The organism is Mesorhizobium sp. M1050 (assembly GCF_040318715.1).
Classification (GTDB): domain Bacteria; phylum Pseudomonadota; class Alphaproteobacteria; order Rhizobiales; family Rhizobiaceae; genus Mesorhizobium.
In genome coordinates this window covers 1-17,060 of record NZ_JAMYMV010000067.1, presented here as the reverse complement: position 1 = coordinate 17,060, position 17,060 = coordinate 1, and the positions used below count along the sequence as shown (strand labels likewise).

The window sequence follows — 17,060 nt, the reverse complement described above, 5'->3', positions numbered from 1 at the left end:
ATCAGCAATGGTTTGGGCTGGACTGGCATCGCGCGGTCCCGGACAATACATCTCCATCGACTCAGGATCTTCACGCAGCACCATGGCCGACGAAAAACTTCCCCGCGATCCCCTGAAGCGCGAAGCCGCGATTGCGGCGGCGCGGCCGGAGGCGCCCGCGCGGCCCTTCGTCCATCTGCGCGTGCATTCGGCCTATTCGCTGCTGGAAGGCGCCTTGCAGATCGGCAAGGTGGTCGCTCACGCGGTCAAGGACGAAGCCCCGGCCATTGCGGTCACCGACACCAACAATCTGTTCGGCGCGCTGGAATTCGCACAGAAGGCGGTGAAGGACGGCATCCAGCCGATCATCGGCTGCCAGACTGCGCTCGCCTTTTCCGGCGAAAACAGCGATGGCCAGCGCGACCGCAGGCGGCAAGGCCCGGATATGCGGCCGGTCGTCCTGATCGCCACGACCGAGGCCGGCTATTCCAATCTGGTCAGGCTGGTCAGCCGTGTCTACCTCGAAACGCCGCCAGGCGAGGCCGTGCACCTGACCACCGAAATGATGGAAGGCTATTGCGACGGGTTGATCTGCCTCAGTGGCGGGCCGCGCGGACCGATCGGCATTGCGCTCAAGGAAGATCGCCGCGATCTGGCCGAGGCACGGCTTTTGACCCTCAAGTCGATGTTCGGCGATCGGCTCTATGTCGAGCTGGACCGGGTTTCCGGCTATGATCGCGTGATCGAGAAATCCTCGATCGATCTGGCCTATGCCCATGAACTGCCTCTGGTCGCCACCAACGAGGCATTCTTCTCGGCCCGCGACGATTATGACGCGCATGACGCGCTGATCGCCATCGCCGAGGGCTCGGTTGTCGCCGTCGACAATCGCCGCCGGCTGTCGCCGGACAATTTCCTGCGCAGTCAGGCCGATATGGCGCGGCTGTTCGCCGATCTGCCGGAAGCGATCGACAACACCGTCGAGATCGCTCTGCGCTGTTCCTACTATCCGAAGAACCGCAATCCGATCCTGCCGCGCTTCACCGGCGGCGATGTCGCCGACAATGACGCCGCCGTGCAGGCGGAAGCCGACGAGCTGGCCCGCCAGGCGCATGAGGGGCTCGACGCGCGGCTGGCCGCGCATGGCCCGACCGCTGGCTACACGGTCGAGCAATATCGCGAGCGGTTGAATTTCGAGCTCGGCATCATCACCAAGATGAAGTTCCCCGGCTACTTCCTGATCGTTGCCGACTTCATCAAATGGGCCAAGGCACAGGGCATTCCGGTCGGACCGGGCCGTGGTTCGGGCGCAGGCTCCCTGGTTGCCTATTCGACGACCATCACCGACATCGATCCGCTGCGCTTCTCCCTGCTGTTCGAGCGTTTTCTCAATCCCGATCGCGTGTCGATGCCCGACTTCGACATCGACTTCTGCCAGGATCGACGTGAGGAGGTCATCCGCTACGTCCAGCAGAAATACGGCCGCGACCAGGTCGGCCAGATCATCACCTTCGGTACGCTGCAGGCGCGCGCGGTGCTGCGTGACGTCGGCCGCGTGCTGCAGATGCCCTATGGCCAGGTCGACAAGCTTTCCAAGATGGTGCCGCAGAACCCGGCCAATCCGGTCAAGCTCGCCGACGCCATCGCCAACGAGCCGCGCTTTGCCGAAGAGGCGGAGAGGGAGCCGATCGTCCAGACGCTGCTCGACATGGCGCAGAAGCTGGAAGGCCTCTACCGGCATGCCTCCACGCACGCCGCCGGCATCGTTATCGGTGACCGGCCGCTGTCGGAGCTGGTGCCGATGTACCGCGATCCGCGCTCGGACATGCCGGTCACCCAGTTCAACATGAAATATGTCGAGCAGGCCGGGCTGGTAAAATTCGACTTCCTCGGCCTGAAGACGCTGACCGTGCTGGAGACGGCGGTGAAACTGATCCGGCGGCGCGGTATCGAGATCGACCTGGCGACGATCCCGCTCGACGATCCCGACACCTACGCCATGCTGTCGCGCGGCGAAGTGGTCGGCGTGTTCCAGGTGGAAAGTGCGGGCATGCGCAAGGCGCTGATCGGCATGCGGCCCGACTGCATCGAGGACATCATCGCACTGGTGGCGCTCTATCGACCGGGGCCGATGGAGAACATCCCGACCTACAACGCCAGAAAGCATGGCGAGGAGGAGATGGCGTCGATCCATCCCAAGATCGACCATCTGGTGAAGGAGACGCAGGGCGTCATCGTCTACCAGGAACAGGTGATGCAGATCGCGCAGGAGCTGTCCGGCTACTCGCTTGGCGAAGCCGATCTGCTGCGCCGCGCCATGGGCAAGAAGATCCGCGCCGAGATGGACAAGCAGCGCGAACGCTTCGTCTCGGGCGCGGTCGAGCGCGGCGTCGACAAGCCGCAAGCCGACTTCATTTTCGACCTGCTGGCCAAGTTCGCTGACTATGGTTTCAACAAGTCGCACGCCGCCGCCTACGCGGTGGTTTCGTACCAGACCGCCTATCTCAAGGCGCATTATCCGGTCGAGTTCCTGGCGGCGTCGATGACACTCGACATGGGCAACACCGACAAGCTCGCCGATTTCCGCCAGGACGCGCTACGCCTCGGCATCGAGGTTCTGGCGCCGTCGGTGATATCGAGTTTTCGGCCTTTCGAGGTCGGTGAGAACCGCATCTACTATTCGTTGGCAGCGCTCAAGGGCGTCGGCGACGCGGCGGTCGAGCACATCGTTGCCCAGCGTGGCGAAAAGCCGTTCAAGAACCTCGCCGATTTCTGCGAGCGGGTCGATCCCAAGATCGTCGGCAAGCGCGTCTTCGAAAGCCTGATCATGGCCGGCGCGCTCGACTGCTTCGGTCACGACCGTGCGTCGATGATGGCAGGGGTGGAGCGCATGATGGGGCTGGCGTCGCTGGCGCAGCAGAATGCGGTCTCCGGCCAGCACGATATCTTTGGCGCCTCGCTCGGCGCCCAGTCGCAGGCGCTCAATTTGCCGGCGACGGAACCGTGGCTCGCCGCCGACCGGCTACACCGCGAATTCCAGGTGGTCGGCTTCTATCTCTCGGCGCACCCGCTCGACGAGTACAAGGCGGCCCTACAGAAGATGCGGGTGCAGACGTGGGCCGAGTTTTCGGCGGCCGTCAAGCGCGGTGCCGCCGCCGGCCGTCTGGCCGGCACGGTAACATCCAAGCAGGAGCGCAAGACGCGCACCGGCAACAAGATGGGCGTTATCGCCTTTTCCGATACATCCGGCCAGTATGAAGCCGTGCTGTTTTCGGAAGGGCTGGCGCAATATCGCGACCTGCTCGAGGCCGGCCGCTCCGTCGTCATCACCGTTGCGGCCGAGGACAGGCCGGAAGGCGTCAATCTGCGCATCAACTCGGTACAGTCGCTGGAGGATGAGGCAAGCCGCATCCAGAAGGCACTGCGCATTTTCGTGCGCAATGCCGCGCCGATCAACACACTGGCCGGGCAGCTTACCGTCAGGGGGGAAGGCCAGGTGAGCTTCGTGCTGATCAAGGAAGAAGGCGAGGGGGAAATCGAGATCGAGCTGCCCAACCGCTACCGGATCTCGCCACAGATCGCCTCGGCGATGCGGGCTGTTCCGGGCGTGGTCGAAGTGGAGCTGGTGTGATCACGGCATATCGCTGTAATGCCGGCGGCACCTCCTCAAGATATCCGATGACGGCAATTGACGGCGAGCCCATCCCGCCGCAGTCGAGGCCCAATTCGCTCAGAACTGCGGACTGCCTATCTGACTGTAGCTGATACCGTCGAAAATGATGTCCGACGGGCCGGGAGCCGCCATCTTGCGCTTGTGGCCATCGCGGCAGTCGAACACCGGCCACTCCGTCTGTTGGCAATAGACCTCCTGGCACATTCGGCTAAGGCAATCGCCCTGCGTAAGCAGGAACAGCCTATCGCCGATGCGCCGAACCGTGCTTCCATCGTCTGAACGCCAAGCCCAGGGGATGCGCATCGAGGAAACGAAATCGCCGATAAGACCATTCTGCAAATGCGTGCTCAGGCTTGTTCGATAATGCAGCATGGACGCGGAATAGTCGGCTACGATCTTCGGACCAAAGGCAGAAGCGGTAAGATTGTCCGGCACGTCAAGATGCGTTGCCGCTTCGGCTTGCGCCTTGCTGGTGGCCAGCACCGTCGACACCAATAAAATAGCGACGATCACGACACGCATCGTTGCACGATCTCACGCTGGCACTTTCTTGCTCTTCGTCTCCGGACCATCTCACCCCGCCGCTGCGGCGGCAAGGCGACAATCTCAGGTCAGCGCATAAATTTGCGCAGCCAAGATCTTCACCGGAGGCGTCACCAGGCCAGACCAATGCATCGGGCTAAGACGCGGCGATGTCCGCCGGCTGCGGCGCTTTTCGCTGAAGATTGAGCAGATTGCCCATCAGGATCAACAACGCGCCGCCGGCGGTGAAGGCGTCGATCTGCTCGCTATAGAGCAGCCAGCCGATCAGCGCCGATAGTGGCACGCGCAGGAAATCCATCGGCGAGATGACTGTCGCATCGGCATAGCCAAGTGCGCGCGCCATGCAAAAATGCGACGACATGCCGGTGAAGGCGATCAGCACGATCCATGGCCACAGCTCCGGCGGCGGATTGCGCCAGTCATAGAGTGCCGGAACCAGACCGACCACCGACTGGATGATCAGCATCCAGAAGATGATGCGCACGACGCTGTCCGTTCGCGTCAGCGATTTGACCGTGACCACGGAGATACCGAAGCAGACCGCGGCACCGAGCACGACGAGATGTCCCGGATCGACCGAGCCGACACCGGGGCGCACAATGATCATGACGCCGACCAGCCCCAGCACGATCGCCGCAAGTTTTGGCCGCGAGAGCCTTTCGCCGAGAAAAGCCACCGCCAGGATTGCCGTCCAGATCGGTGTGGTGAATTCGATCGAGATCAGCACGGCCAGCGGGATCAGCGTCAGCGCGTAGAGCCAGGCCGCCTGGCCGGTAAAGTGGACGACATTGCGGGCGAGGTGGGCGACGGGGCGTTGCGTGCGCATGGCTGGAAAGCCGCCGCTCATCATCACCAGCGGCAGAAGGATGAAAAAGCCGATCACCGAGCGCAGTTCCAGCACCTGGAAGACGTTGAGCTCGGCCGTCGTGGCGCGGCCGGCGACCGACATCGCCAGGAACGAGGCGATCGATAACGCCATCCAGAACGCGGCCTTTGGAATCGAAGGGGTAGGTACCATGCGGGCTGTGTCGCAGGCCGGAGCTGTTGCCGCAATCACTAGTCGCTGCATTCTTCTGGGCCAGTCGGACGGATGTTGTCAGACAGGCGGAACCTGAAACGGCAAGGGGCGTTGAGCCCGGGTAGCCGACCGTGCCTGTGTCGTGAACTGTCCCACTTTTGCGAGATCGACAAGGAGAGTTTCGATGAGATTATTCGCGCAATTCGGCCTTGCTGGATGTCTGTTGGTTGCGGCAGGCGCCGCGCATGCCGACGAGACCAGATTTCTCCAGTCGTTCAATGGCGATTTTACCGGCAAGGGTATCGTCAAGGTGACCACAGACACGCCAACGGTCAATGTGTCCTGCAACTTCAAGTCGAACGCGACGTCGACCTCGTTGTCGCTCGACGGCAACTGCCGCGGACTGATTGTGGTGACGCGCGCCATCAGCGCGGATCTGAAAGCCAGCGGTGCCAAGTATAGCGGCACTTATGTCGGTTCTCGTACCGGGCCGGCGCAACTCAACGGCAGCCGCTCCGGCAACGCGATCAATCTCGGCATCCGCTGGGCCAAGGAGGTCAATGGTGACCGAAGGGCACAGATGACGGTGGAGAAACGCGGCGAGAACGGCATGCGGCTGACTGTCACCGACATCGATCCGAAAACCGGCAAGAGCGTGGTGACCAGCAGGATAGACCTGCAGCGCAGTTGAATTTCAACACGGCGATATGCAGCGTCACTCCTCAAGGGGCTCAGGCGGGTGGGCATCGCGGCCTTTACCGAATGTGTAGCCGGTTTCCACTGCCTTGCGGCCGAACTTGTCGCGCAAGGCGTCGATGGCGCCTTCGGCCATGGCACGCTTGCGCGACTGGACATCGACCAGATCGGGCGGGTCGGCCTTGTCGTCGTCCGAGAGGTCGCTGACGCCGATCCCGAGCAGCCGGTATTTCGTACCGTCGGTTTCCTTGCGCAGAAGCTCCACCCCGGTTTGAAAGATGCGATCGGCGAGCCGGGTCGGGTCGCCGAGCTGGCGGTTGCGCGTGCGCAGCTTGAAATCCTGGGTTTTCAGCTTCAGCACCACGGTGCGCCCGGCGATGCCGGATTTCTTCAGCCGTGCCGAAACCTTTTCCGAAAGCCCTCTCAGCACCGCAACCAGCTCTTCCAGCGACGCGATGTCGGTGTCGAAGGTGGTTTCGGCCGATACGCTCTTGGCATCCTGATCCGGATCGACGCGGCGGACGTCCTCGCCACGCGAAAGCCGGTAGAGCCGGTCGCCCATGGTGCCGTAACGCCGCATCAGGTCGCCATGATCCATTTTCTGAAGCTGGCCGATGGTGCGGATGCCGTCGCGCTCCAGCGTGGCGTTGAACGCCTTGCCGACGCCCCAGATCATGGTCACCGGCTGCACCGCCAGGAAGCCGACCGCCTCGGCCTCGCCGATGACCGAGAAGCCGCGCGGCTTGCGGAGGTCGGACGCTATCTTGGCGAGAAACTTGCAATAGGACAGGCCGGCCGAAACGGTGATGCCGACCTCCTTCTCGACTGCGAGCGCAAAGCGCGCCAAGACCACTGCCGGCGGCAGGCCGTGCAGCCGCTCGGTGCCGGCGAGGTCGAGAAACGCCTCGTCGATCGACAGCGGCTCGACCAGCGGCGTCAGCGCCTGCATCATGGCGCGCACCTCGCGGCCGACGCGCACGTATTTTTCCATGTTGGGGCTGATGACGACCGCCTCGGGGCAGGCTTCGAGTGCCTTGAACATCGGCATTGCCGAGCGCACGCCCTGGATACGGGCGATGTAGCATGCGGTGGACACGACGCCGCGCTTGCCGCCGCCGATGATCAGAGGCTTGTCCTTGAGCGCCGGATTGTCACGCTTTTCGATCGCAGCATAAAAAGCATCGCAATCGATATGGGCCAGATGCAGCCGGTAAAGCTCGGGATGACGCGCGAGCCTGGGACTACCACAGCGCTCGCAACGGCGCGCCTCGCTGCGCTGAAATGTCAGGCAGTCGCGGCAAAAACCGTGGTCGGGATTGTTGACAGGAGCCGCCATTTGTGGGAACATACAGAGAACAAACGCAATACTACGACAGCGCAAGACCAGCGACAAGGGTGGTCTGGGGAGAACGCATGAGCACGACCATAGCGCCGTTGACGCCCGCGCTATGGGCGGATTTCGAGGACCTCTTCGGCAAGCAGGGTGCCTGCTACGGTTGCTGGTGCACGCATTTCCGAATGGCGCCGGCGGTGCGCCGCGAAAGCAGCCGGGAGCGCAACAAGGATCACATCAAGGCGCGCATCGAAGCCGGCCCGCCGCCGGGTCTGCTGGCATTCGAGGATGGTCAGGCGGTCGGCTGGATGCAGATCGGACCGCGCGCCGACGTGCCCGAATGGAACAATCAGGGCAGGGGGTCGGCGCCGGTCGATCCCGCCGACGCCATGGATCCGGCCGTGTGGGCCATCTCCTGCTTCTTCATCCGCAGCAAGGCGCGCGGCAGGGGTATGACGCATCGCTTGGTCGAAGGCGGCATTGATTTCGCCCGCCGGAATGGCGCCCGGCTGGTCGAGGCCTGCCCGATGGACCTGTCTCGCGATTCGCGTTCGATTGGCCTGTTCGTCGGCTCGTCGCGGGTGTTCGAGAAGGCCGGCTTCGAAAGGCTTGTGGAACGTAAGGTGGGCCGGCCATTGATGCGGCTCGTGCTTTGATCGAGGCATTCTGCTTGGCAGCGTTGTTGTTGATCCCGCCTTGCGGTCGTGACGGTAATTTCATACCAGACGAATAAAGCGTTCCTTCTAAAGCGCATGCGCTTTAGGTTGTTTGTTTGATGCATGTCATTCTCCCGAAACCGGGGCCCACTTATGGGTGACATGCATTACGCCAAAACGGAGAATTCACGTGAACCGCGCCCTGCCATTCGTGTTCCTTCTTGCGTTGAGTGCGCCTGCTTTCGGTCAGACCGTCGACAGTCAGGGTGCGAAGCAATTGTCCGGCGACTTGTCCCGGTATGTCGGCAAGCAGGCGATCGACAAGGGCATTGTGAAGGTTTCGCTCGAAGGCGATGCCTACAAGATCCTGTTTGATTTCAAGGCACTTGCCGCATCGTTTCCGGACCAGAAGCTGGTGAAATTCGACTTCGCGCCCTATGCGCTCATGGTTAAGCCGCGCAGCGATGGGTCCTGGGATGTCTCGATGGACTTTTCGCAAAACGCTTCCTTCGAGTTCAACGGGCCCGAGGGGCTGCAAAGCACGCAGCTTTCCATCAAGGACGGCAAGGGGACGGGCGTCTACGACCCCAATCTGGCGGCTTTTACCAGCGGCACCAGCTCCATCGCCGGCATGACGATGGCATCGAAGGATACCAAGCAGCACATCGAAGCCAGCACCGGCGCCGGCACCGCGACTATTGCCGCGAGCAAGTCCGCGACCGGCGGCATCGATTTCACAAGCTCGCAAAAGGTGTCGAGTTTTGTCGAGGCGCTCAATTTCGACGATCCCGAGAGCGGGCTGAAATTCCCGGTCACCCTCAGGTCGCCGGAACTGTCGGTCGAAGCCAGCGGCAAGGGTGTGCGGACAAAGCCGCTGCTTGATCTCCTGGCATTTGCCGTGGCCAATGAGAACGAGGCAACGCTGAAGGCCAACCAGGCGCAACTCAAATCGCTTCTGCGCGCGGCATTGCCGCTTTGGGACCGTGTGGAGGGAACCTACGGCTTCAAGGATTTCGTGGTGGAAAGCCCGGTCGGCAATTTCGGCGCCACCCAGCTCTCCACCGTGTTCGGCACCGACGGCGTCGCCCAGAGCGGCAAAATCACCTATGGCATCAAGGCATCGGGGCTAACCGTGCCGCAGCAGCTTCTGCCGAGCTGGAGCGTCGCGCTGCTGCCCACCGATATCGATCTGAACTTCGGCGGCGCCAATATCGATCTCGACACCATGGCGAAGAAGACAATCGAAGCCTTTGATCTTAATCGGGATCCGCCGCTGTCGCCTGAATTCGGCGAGCAGCTCAAAGCCGACTTCATGGCCAAGACGCCGAAGGTCGTGCTCGGCCACAGCACCGTGAAGAACAAAGACACGGAGATCGCGCTGGAAGGCGAGATGACGTTCCCCGGCGAAAAGCCCGAAGGAAACGTGACGGTCGATGTCACCGGCTTCGACAAGATGATCGAAGGCTTGCAGGAGGCGGCAAAGTCGGAGCCGGAGGTGGCGCAATATGTGCCGGTTGCGCTCATGGCGAAGGGTTTTGGCAAGGCGCTGCCCGACGGCCGGCTGGAATGGGTCGTCAACGCCAAGGCCGATGGTTCGGTTACCGTCAACGGCGTCATGCTGAAGCCTGCCGATCCGGCGGTCGACGACAGCGTGGATGATGGTGACGGCGGGAACGATGACAGCGGAGACGACAGCGGCGGGGCAGGAGCGAAACTGAATCCATGAGGGGCCGGGGCTTTAGAGCCCCAGCGCGCTCGTGATCCTTGGGGCGGCTTCATGCCAATCCTGTACGACGATGACGTCGTCCGGGACTGGCGGCAGGAATGCGCGCAGCGAATTGTCAGCCATCAAGTGAAACAGCTCGGCATCGGCGACGGCATTCTGTACCGACGCCAGGTTGCGCGGCTGATCGTCGACGAAGACGACCGGCCGGCCCCCTTTGCCGCGAAGCTTGGCCACCGCCGGCCCCTTGGCCATTTCCGTGGTCAGAAGGGGATAGCTCACCCCGAGGGCATCGAGATGGGCGCGGCGCACGGCCCGGTGCCTATGCGGCATAGCCGTAAGCAAGATGATTTGCGCGCGGTCGCCGAGTTCTGCCAAGGCTTCCGCAGCACCTTCCGTGATACTCTGCCAGTCGGCCTGCGCGTCGAAGAAATCGCCCAGAAGTGCGGTGACTTCGGGCTGTTCGATCAGGCGGCCGCTCGCCGTTTCGGCGATGTTTCCGGTCAGCTGGAAGGAGGCCAGCGTAAGATCATAGCCGCGCGCCCTGAGAAAATTCGGAAACGGGCGGATGAATTCGAGCAAGACGTCGTCGACGTCAAGCACCAGCAGCGGGCGGTCGTCAGCTATCAGTTCCTCGATCTGACGCGCGGTTTCAGGATCATCGCTCATATGGAATGCTCGTGGTCGTCGTCACCCAGCGGCAGCGCCCGCAAGGCCTTGCCGATGGCAGCCGGCGGCGTGCCGGTTTCCTCGGCGAAGCGCATCAGCGTCGGCTCATGGGCAAGAATGAACTGCAGGACACCAGCCAGGAAGCCCGGCTCGCTGGCAGCCTGACGGATCGAATGCGCCTCGATGCCGGTGATCGCCAGAAAGCGCGGCAGCAATTCCGGATCGGAGGCGACAAAGCCCAGGGCCTTCACGGCAATGGTTTCCGCCTCTTCACGCATTGACGCTGCGTTTGCCATCATTACCTTCAGTGTGTGGAATGAGTCTCTCCCGCAGTAATGGCAAGAGTTGCTTGCGGCAAGCCATTAGAGCGTGGCGCGCCCTTGGACGCGCAGGAGACGAGGTGGAATTTGCGCTGTTTTCCAGCTGCGGATTTCCGTTTCGTCAATGATATTGCCGTAAAGTGAAGCAGGTTTTGGTGCGTCTAGACATGGCGCATGACGGCCGTCTTCGAGCGGGACGACGACCGGGACGGGATATCGATGCCGAAGAAGGTCATGATCGTCGAGGACAATGAGCTCAACATGAAGCTCTTTCGGGACCTCATCGAGGCAAGCGGTTACGAGACCGTGCGCACCCGAAACGGTCTGGAAGCGCTCGATCTGGCGCGCCAGCACCGGCCTGACCTCATCCTGATGGATATCCAGCTGCCTGAAGTGTCAGGGCTGGAAGTGACCAAATGGCTGAAGGAGGATGACGAGTTGCACGTCATCCCGGTCATCGCGGTGACCGCCTTCGCGATGAAGGGCGACGAGGAACGCATCCGCCAGGGTGGCTGCGAGGCTTATATTTCGAAGCCGATCTCGGTGCCGCGCTTTATCGAAACCATCAAATCCTATTTGGGCGATGCGTGATGTACCTTTTCAGCCGAGCCGGAGCTTTGTGAAATGACTGCACGGATCCTCGTCGTCGACGACGTCCCTGCCAATGTTCGGCTGCTGGAAGTCCGGTTGCTGGCTGAATATTTCGAGGTGCTGACCGCCGCCAACGGGCCGGATGCGATTGAGACCTGCGAGAACGGCAAGGTCGATGTCGTGCTGCTCGACGTGATGATGCCGGATATGGACGGCTTCGAGGTCTGCCGGCGGCTGAAGAGCGATCCGGCGACATCGCATATTCCGGTGGTGATGATCACGGCGCTCGACCAGGTTTCCGACCGGGTACGCGGACTCGAGGCCGGCGCCGACGACTTCCTGACCAAGCCGGTCAACGATCTGCAGCTGATGACGCGCGTCAAGAGCCTTGTCCGGCTGAAGTCGCTGACCGACGAGTTGCGGCTGCGCGCCTCGACGACGCGCAACATCGGCATCGAAGAGCTTTTGAGCCGCAATTTCGCAGCTGAAGACACGATGCCGAAAGTGCTTTTGATCGACGAGCGCAAAACATCCGTCGAACGCATCCAGAAAATGCTGCGCGACCGTGCCGACCTCGACATCTCCAGTGATCCGCATGCCGGCTTCTTCCAGGCTGCCGAGACGTCCTATGAATGCGTGATGATCTCGACGGCGTTCGCCGATTTCGATCCGCTGAGACTCTGTTCGCAATTGCGCTCGCTGGACCGCACTCGCTTCGTGCCGATCATCCTGCTGGCGGAGGAGGGCGAGGAGGAACGCATCATTCGCGGCCTCGAGCTCGGTATCAACGACTATCTGATGCGGCCGATCGACCAGCAGGAGTTGACGGCACGGCTGCGTACCCAGGTGCGCCGCAAGCGCTACAACGACCAGCTGCGCGCCAGCGTCACCCAGACCATCGAAATGGCAGTGACCGATGGGCTGACCGGGCTGCACAACCGCCGCTATCTCGACAGCCATCTGCAGACATTGTTCGATCGCGCCGTGGCGCGGCGCCGGCCGCTGTCGGTGATGATCACCGACCTCGACCGCTTCAAGGCGATCAACGACACGCACGGCCATGACGGCGGCGACGAGGTGTTGCGGGAATTTGCGCGACGGCTGCGCAAGAATGTCAGGGGTATCGACCTTGCCTGCCGTTTTGGCGGCGAGGAGTTCGTCGTGGTGATGCCGGACACCGAAGGCGCGGTGGCCGAGAAGGTGGCCGAACGCATTCGCGCCGAAATCGCCCAGGCGCCTTTTGCCATCGGCCAGGACGGCACGAAGATCGAGGTCACCGTCAGCGTCGGCGTGTCGTCGGTGCTGAAGGGGGTAGATACGGTGGCGGCGCTGATGAAGCGTGCCGACCTCGCGCTCTACGAAGCCAAGAGCGGCGGCCGCAACCGAGTCGTTGCCAAGGCGGCATAACCGGTTCAGCTCCCAATTATACAGTCAAGCCGACAGGGTTACCCGTTTACCTTAATCCAAGCGATTCGCGAGCCTTGGTTAAGAAACTGTTGATTTTCATAACCTCTTGCGCAAGTGTGAAGGCCAAGACGAAGCCGGCACGAGGATAGACAACCGGCTCCGATCTCCAGGAATACCCCATGATGCTCAGGTCCGCCGCATCTCCTGGGTCCGTGGGGTCGGCCGGCCGGCGCTGGCACATAGTGGCCTCCTCGTACCGCTGCCAAACGCCGACCGGCCCCCTTCTTTCCAAAAGAACAGCAGAGCTCCGCGCCAAAGACGGGGCTCTGCGTTTTTGCGGGTGAAGATCTGGTACTGTCTTGGCGCGGCGACGGCCGTTCCTTAGTCGCTGTGGATGGCGCGACAAGCTCTTTCGTGGCCGTCAAACATCGGGGAAACTGCACCCTCGGGGAACTGCACCCCCTCCATTTCATACATATGGCGCACGAGGGGCTTGCGGCAAGACCCGGCTCCTCCCGTAAAACCGCGACCCGAACCTGGTGAGCAAAGCGGGAGTGACGACCATGATTTCAGATCATGCGGTGGTGATTGCCGGACCGTTGCGGGTCTTCACCTTGCTGGACGAGGCGCGGCCGGTGCTCCTCAACCTCGGTGAGCCCGGCCGGCTGGACATCATGCCCTGGGCGGATCGTGTTCGCCAGATAGACGCAAAATATGCCGGTGCCTGGGAGCTTCCGGTCCAGGGCACGGTCGCCGCGCCCGACGCCGTCTTGATCCGGCCCGATGGTTATGTGGCTTGGGTTGGGACCGGAAGCCAGCAGGGACTGCTGGACGCGCTGACCACTTGGTTCGGACCGTCTGCTGCTGCGGGTTAGCAGATGTGATCGAAGCTGGCCGGCACGATCTCCCGACATGCGTTGTCGCCATCATCAACAGCATGAAAAAGCATGGGTCCCCTGACAATCGATTGACAGGATCCCCTCATCTATGCAGGAATTGGTTGGACCATTGGACCACTTGGAGGAAGTGTGGACCAGAACAGCCTGCCACCCATTCAGACGACGGCGCGCGATGACGCCGTCCTGAAGGCGTTGGTGGGGTTTGTTCGCGCCGAGGCCTTGCAACCCGGCGAGAGACTTCCGACAGAGCGCATCCTGGCCGAGCGGCTGAAGGTCAGCCGCAACACGGTGCGCGAGGCGCTGACTCGCTGGGAAGGGCTCGGCCTAGTCGAGCGCCGGCAAGGCAGCGGGACTTACCTGAAGGCGGCCGTCTCACCCGACATGTTGCACATGCCGCTGACGTTGGCGGGCGGCAATGACTTTACCAGCCTGATGCAGACGCTGGAGATCCGCCGCGCGCTAGAGGCGGAGGCCGCGGCCCTTTGCGCCGAACGTGCAAGCCAGACCGATATCGCCGAGATCGCGCGCAAGCTAGACATCATGGAGCAGGCGTTCCGCACGCGCGAAGGCATGTCGTCGGAAGAGGATTGGGAGTTCCATCAGGCGATCTACCGGGTCTCGGGCAATCCGCTGTTCGAGCAGATCATCGCCGCCATGCACGAATTGTTCCACCGCTTCTGGGAGCATCCGCTGGGCGTTCGTGATTTCGGCCACGCCAGCTTTCCCTATCACCGAACCATCTATGAACGCATCGCCGCCCGCGATCCGCAGGGCGCCCGCGCCGAGGCGCTCAAGCTGATCGCCACCGTCGAGGATGATTTGAAGCGCGGTGCCGCCAAACTCAAGCTTTCGAGCCAGACATGAACGAGCATCCATCCGGTTTCGATCACGACTATCTTGCCGAGGCGGCGACATTGCTGGCGCATGACGAGCCGTTCCCCGGGGGGCCCGTGGTGCCGCCGATCTATCAAACCTCGCTGTTCACCTTCGCCAGCTATGCCGAAATGGCCGACACTTTTGCCGGCAAACGAAAGCAGCCGATCTATTCGCGCGGCGACAATCCGACGGTGATGGAGTTCGAGGCGCGTGTGGCCGCACTCGAGGGTGCCGAGGCGGCGCGCGGCTTTTCCAGCGGCATGGCGGCGATCAGCGCCACGGTGCTTGCCTTTGTCGGTGCCGGCGAGCGCATCGTGGCTGTGCGCAATTGCTATGGCGATGCCTATCGGCTGTTCGAGCGGCTGTTGCCGCGGCTCAACATCAAGGTCGACTACGTCGACGGTTCCGACCCCGATGCGGTCGCGGCAGCGCTTCCCGGCGCCAAGCTGCTCTATCTGGAAAGCCCGACCTCGATGATGTTCGAGGTGCAGGACATCGCGCATCTGACGCGGCTGGCCAAGGAGCAAGGCATCGTCACCACGATCGACAATTCCTGGGCGACGCCGGTGTTCCAGAAGCCGATCACGCATGGCGTCGATCTGGTGCTGCACTCGGCCTCGAAATATCTCGGCGGCCACAGCGACACCGTAGCCGGCGTGGTGGCGGGTTCTGCTGCTCATATCAAGCACATCAATGAGCAGACCTATTCCTATCTCGGCGGGAAGCTGTCGCCGTTCGAGGCCTGGCTGCTGCTGCGCGGTCTGCGCACACTGCCGCTGCGCCTGCCGCATCATATGAAAAGTGGTCTGATCATCGCAGAACGGCTGAAGGCGCATGGCAATGTCGAGCGGGTCAACCACCCCGTCTATTCGAACCATCCGGGCAAGGCGACGCTGGCAGGCTATGCCGGATTGTTCTCCTTCGAGGTGACGGACGATATCGACATTCCCGTCTTCGTCGACGCGCTGAAATATTTCCGCATTGGCGTCAGCTGGGGCGGGCATGAAAGCCTGGTCGTACCGGCCAAGGCGTCGCTGGAGCAGACGCCGGGCCTGAATTCGATGGCGCGCTTCGGCGTCAGCCCCCGAACCATCCGCTTCAATGTCGGATTGGAGAGTGTCGAGGACCTATGGGCTGACGTCGCCCAGGCCTTCGAAAAAGCCAGAAAATAACATGCGGGTTCAAAATGGGAGTCTTGAACATGAAAAAACTGACCGTCATGCTTGCCACCGTTGCGGGGCTGGCGATTTCCGCCGGAAGCGCTATGGCCGATTCGACCCTGAAAATGGTCGAAGTCATCACCAGCCCACCGCGCACCGAATTCCTGAAGAAGCAGATCGCCGAGTTCGAGACGGCCAATCCCGGCGTCAAGGTCGAGCTGATCTCGCTGCCCTGGGGCCAGGCCTTCGAAAAATTCCTGACCATGGTGCAGGCCGGCGATACGCCTGACATTGTCGAAATGCCGGAACGCTGGATGGGCCTCTATGCCAACAATGCCCAACTTGAGGATCTCGGGCCCTACATGGCCAAATGGGACGACGCCAAGACGCTCGGCGACCGTGCCAAGCAGTTCGGCTCGACCGTCAACAACACCCAGTACATGATCCCTTACGGCTACTATGTGAACGCGCTGTTCTGGAACAAGAAATTGTTCAAGCAGGCCGGCCTCGATGGCCCGCCGGCGACGCTCGATGATTTCATCGCCGATGCCAAGAAGATTTCCGCGATCCCGGGCAAGTACGGCTACTGCCTGCGCGGCGGGCCGGGCGCCTTCAACGGCATGCACATGTTCATGAACATCGCCGCCGGCAAGGGTGGCTACTTCAACGAGGACGGCACCTCGACGATCAACGAAGAAGGCTCGGTCAAGGGTCTGCAGATGCTGGCCGACATGTACAAGGACGGCCTGGCGCCGAAGGATTCGGTGAGCTGGGGCTTCAACGAAACGGTCACCGGCTTCTATTCCGGCACCTGCGCCATGCTCAACCAGGATCCGGACGCGCTGCTCGGCATTGCCGACAAGATGAGCGCCGACGACTTCGCCGTGGCGCCATTGCCGGTCGGGCCGAGCGGCAAGTCCTATCCGACGCTCGGCTATGCCGGCTGGGCGATGTTTGCCAACTCGCAGCACAAGGACGACGCCTGGAAGCTGATGGCGACGCTTTTGTCGCCGAAGGACAATCTGGAATGGGCCAAGGAAGTCGGGGTCGTCCCGATCCACAACGGCGCTGACCAGGATCCCCATTTCAAGACCGAGCAGTTCAAGGGTTGGTTCACGGAACTGAGCGACAGCTCCAAATATGAAATGGTGACGCCGCCGACGCATCTGGAGAATCTCGGCAACTTCGTCGACCAGGTGGCGATCAAGAACTTCCAGGAAGTGCTTCTTGGCCAGAAGACTGCCAAGGACGTCGCCGACCAATGGGCTGCCTTCCTGACCAAGGAACAGCAGGACTGGCTGGCGAAGAACAAGAAGTAAGCGCCTTTTCTTCCTTCTCCCCGTTCACGGGGAGAAGGTGGCCCGATAGGGCCGGATGAGGGGCGGCGCCATGCCTCGACAGGTTCGCGCTGCACCTCATCTGCCTGCCGGCGGGGGGGGGGGGGCCCGGCGCGGGCGCCGGTCGGCGGTCGCTCGGCCGCGGGCCCGCGCCGGCGCCAGCGCCCGACGGCGACAGAG

General features: G+C 62.2%; 14 protein-coding genes and 1 pseudogene. 10 read left to right on the top strand and 5 right to left on the bottom strand.

The features are described from left to right. The first annotated feature begins 82 nt into the window (after positions 1-82). A complete protein-coding gene (gene dnaE / locus NKH57_RS27060; RefSeq protein WP_352948890.1) occupies positions 83-3,610 on the top strand; it encodes a DNA polymerase III subunit alpha in 3,528 nt (1,175 codons plus the stop codon). A gap of 99 nt (positions 3,611-3,709) precedes the next feature. On the opposite strand, the gene NKH57_RS27055 is transcribed toward dnaE, so the two are convergent. Both NKH57_RS27055 and NKH57_RS27050 read right to left on the bottom strand, forming a co-directional pair. After that, entirely contained in the window at positions 3,710-4,174 is a 465-nt protein-coding gene (locus NKH57_RS27055; RefSeq protein WP_352607264.1) for a hypothetical protein, read from the bottom strand. Between the two features lie 157 nt (positions 4,175-4,331). Then, positions 4,332-5,213 (bottom strand): DMT family transporter, encoded by an 882-nt coding sequence (locus NKH57_RS27050; protein WP_352948887.1) that lies wholly within the window; start codon positions 5,211-5,213, stop codon positions 4,332-4,334. Between the two features lie 184 nt (positions 5,214-5,397). On the opposite strand from NKH57_RS27050, the gene NKH57_RS27045 reads away from it, so the two are divergent. After that, positions 5,398-5,904, top strand: coding sequence for a hypothetical protein (locus NKH57_RS27045; protein ID WP_352948884.1), 507 nt, complete (start codon positions 5,398-5,400; stop codon positions 5,902-5,904). A 24-nt stretch (positions 5,905-5,928) separates the two neighbouring features. Here the strand turns inward: NKH57_RS27045 and NKH57_RS27040 are convergent, their stop codons facing one another. Then, positions 5,929-7,257 carry a DNA polymerase IV gene (locus tag NKH57_RS27040; protein ID WP_352948881.1) on the bottom strand — a complete coding sequence of 443 codons (1,329 nt, stop codon included), beginning with the start codon at positions 7,255-7,257 and terminating at the stop codon, positions 5,929-5,931. Between the two features lie 65 nt (positions 7,258-7,322). Between NKH57_RS27040 and NKH57_RS27035 the strand changes: the two genes are divergently transcribed. Together NKH57_RS27035 and NKH57_RS27030 are read left to right on the top strand one after the other, a co-directional pair. Further along, the gene (locus tag NKH57_RS27035) at positions 7,323-7,898 is read left to right on the top strand and encodes a GNAT family N-acetyltransferase (protein ID WP_352726884.1); all 576 of its coding nucleotides are present in this window, start codon (positions 7,323-7,325) and stop codon (positions 7,896-7,898) included. 190 nt (positions 7,899-8,088) lie between these two features. Continuing rightward, complete coding sequence (locus tag NKH57_RS27030) at positions 8,089-9,624, top strand: hypothetical protein (RefSeq protein WP_023757516.1); 1,536 nt, start codon at positions 8,089-8,091, stop codon at positions 9,622-9,624. Positions 9,625-9,636: 12 nt separating this feature from the next. Here the strand turns inward: NKH57_RS27030 and NKH57_RS27025 are convergent, their stop codons facing one another. Further along, positions 9,637-10,290, bottom strand: coding sequence for a hypothetical protein (locus tag NKH57_RS27025; protein ID WP_352607274.1), 654 nt, complete (start codon positions 10,288-10,290; stop codon positions 9,637-9,639). After that, positions 10,287-10,586, bottom strand: a complete 300-nt coding sequence (locus NKH57_RS27020; RefSeq protein WP_352607276.1) for a DUF3572 domain-containing protein — start codon at positions 10,584-10,586, stop codon at positions 10,287-10,289. Before NKH57_RS27020 ends, NKH57_RS27025 begins: the two co-directional genes overlap by 4 nt. A gap of 198 nt (positions 10,587-10,784) precedes the next feature. Here NKH57_RS27020 and NKH57_RS27015 point away from each other — a divergent pair, with 198 nt between their 5' ends. The 6 genes and pseudogenes from NKH57_RS27015 to NKH57_RS26990 all read left to right on the top strand — a co-directional run bounded on the left by NKH57_RS27015 (position 10,785) and on the right by NKH57_RS26990 (position 16,862). Beyond that, the gene (locus NKH57_RS27015) at positions 10,785-11,201 is read left to right on the top strand and encodes a response regulator (RefSeq protein WP_352948877.1); all 417 of its coding nucleotides are present in this window, start codon (positions 10,785-10,787) and stop codon (positions 11,199-11,201) included. A 33-nt stretch (positions 11,202-11,234) separates the two neighbouring features. After that, complete coding sequence (locus tag NKH57_RS27010; RefSeq protein WP_352948875.1) at positions 11,235-12,608, top strand: PleD family two-component system response regulator; 1,374 nt, start codon at positions 11,235-11,237, stop codon at positions 12,606-12,608. 593 nt (positions 12,609-13,201) lie between these two features. Next, positions 13,202-13,483, top strand: a pseudogene (locus NKH57_RS27005) (aromatic-ring hydroxylase C-terminal domain-containing protein); the annotation flags it as partial. Positions 13,484-13,636: 153 nt separating this feature from the next. Beyond that, positions 13,637-14,371 carry a FadR/GntR family transcriptional regulator gene (locus tag NKH57_RS27000; protein ID WP_352607282.1) on the top strand — a complete coding sequence of 245 codons (735 nt, stop codon included), beginning with the start codon at positions 13,637-13,639 and terminating at the stop codon, positions 14,369-14,371. Next, positions 14,368-15,555 carry a PLP-dependent transferase gene (locus NKH57_RS26995; RefSeq protein WP_352948872.1) on the top strand — a complete coding sequence of 396 codons (1,188 nt, stop codon included), beginning with the start codon at positions 14,368-14,370 and terminating at the stop codon, positions 15,553-15,555. Before NKH57_RS27000 ends, NKH57_RS26995 begins: the two co-directional genes overlap by 4 nt. A 29-nt stretch (positions 15,556-15,584) precedes the next feature. Further along, positions 15,585-16,862: an ABC transporter substrate-binding protein gene (locus NKH57_RS26990; protein ID WP_023757509.1), complete on the top strand. Its 1,278-nt coding sequence runs from the start codon at positions 15,585-15,587 to the stop codon at positions 16,860-16,862. Positions 16,863-17,060 lie beyond the last annotated feature (198 nt).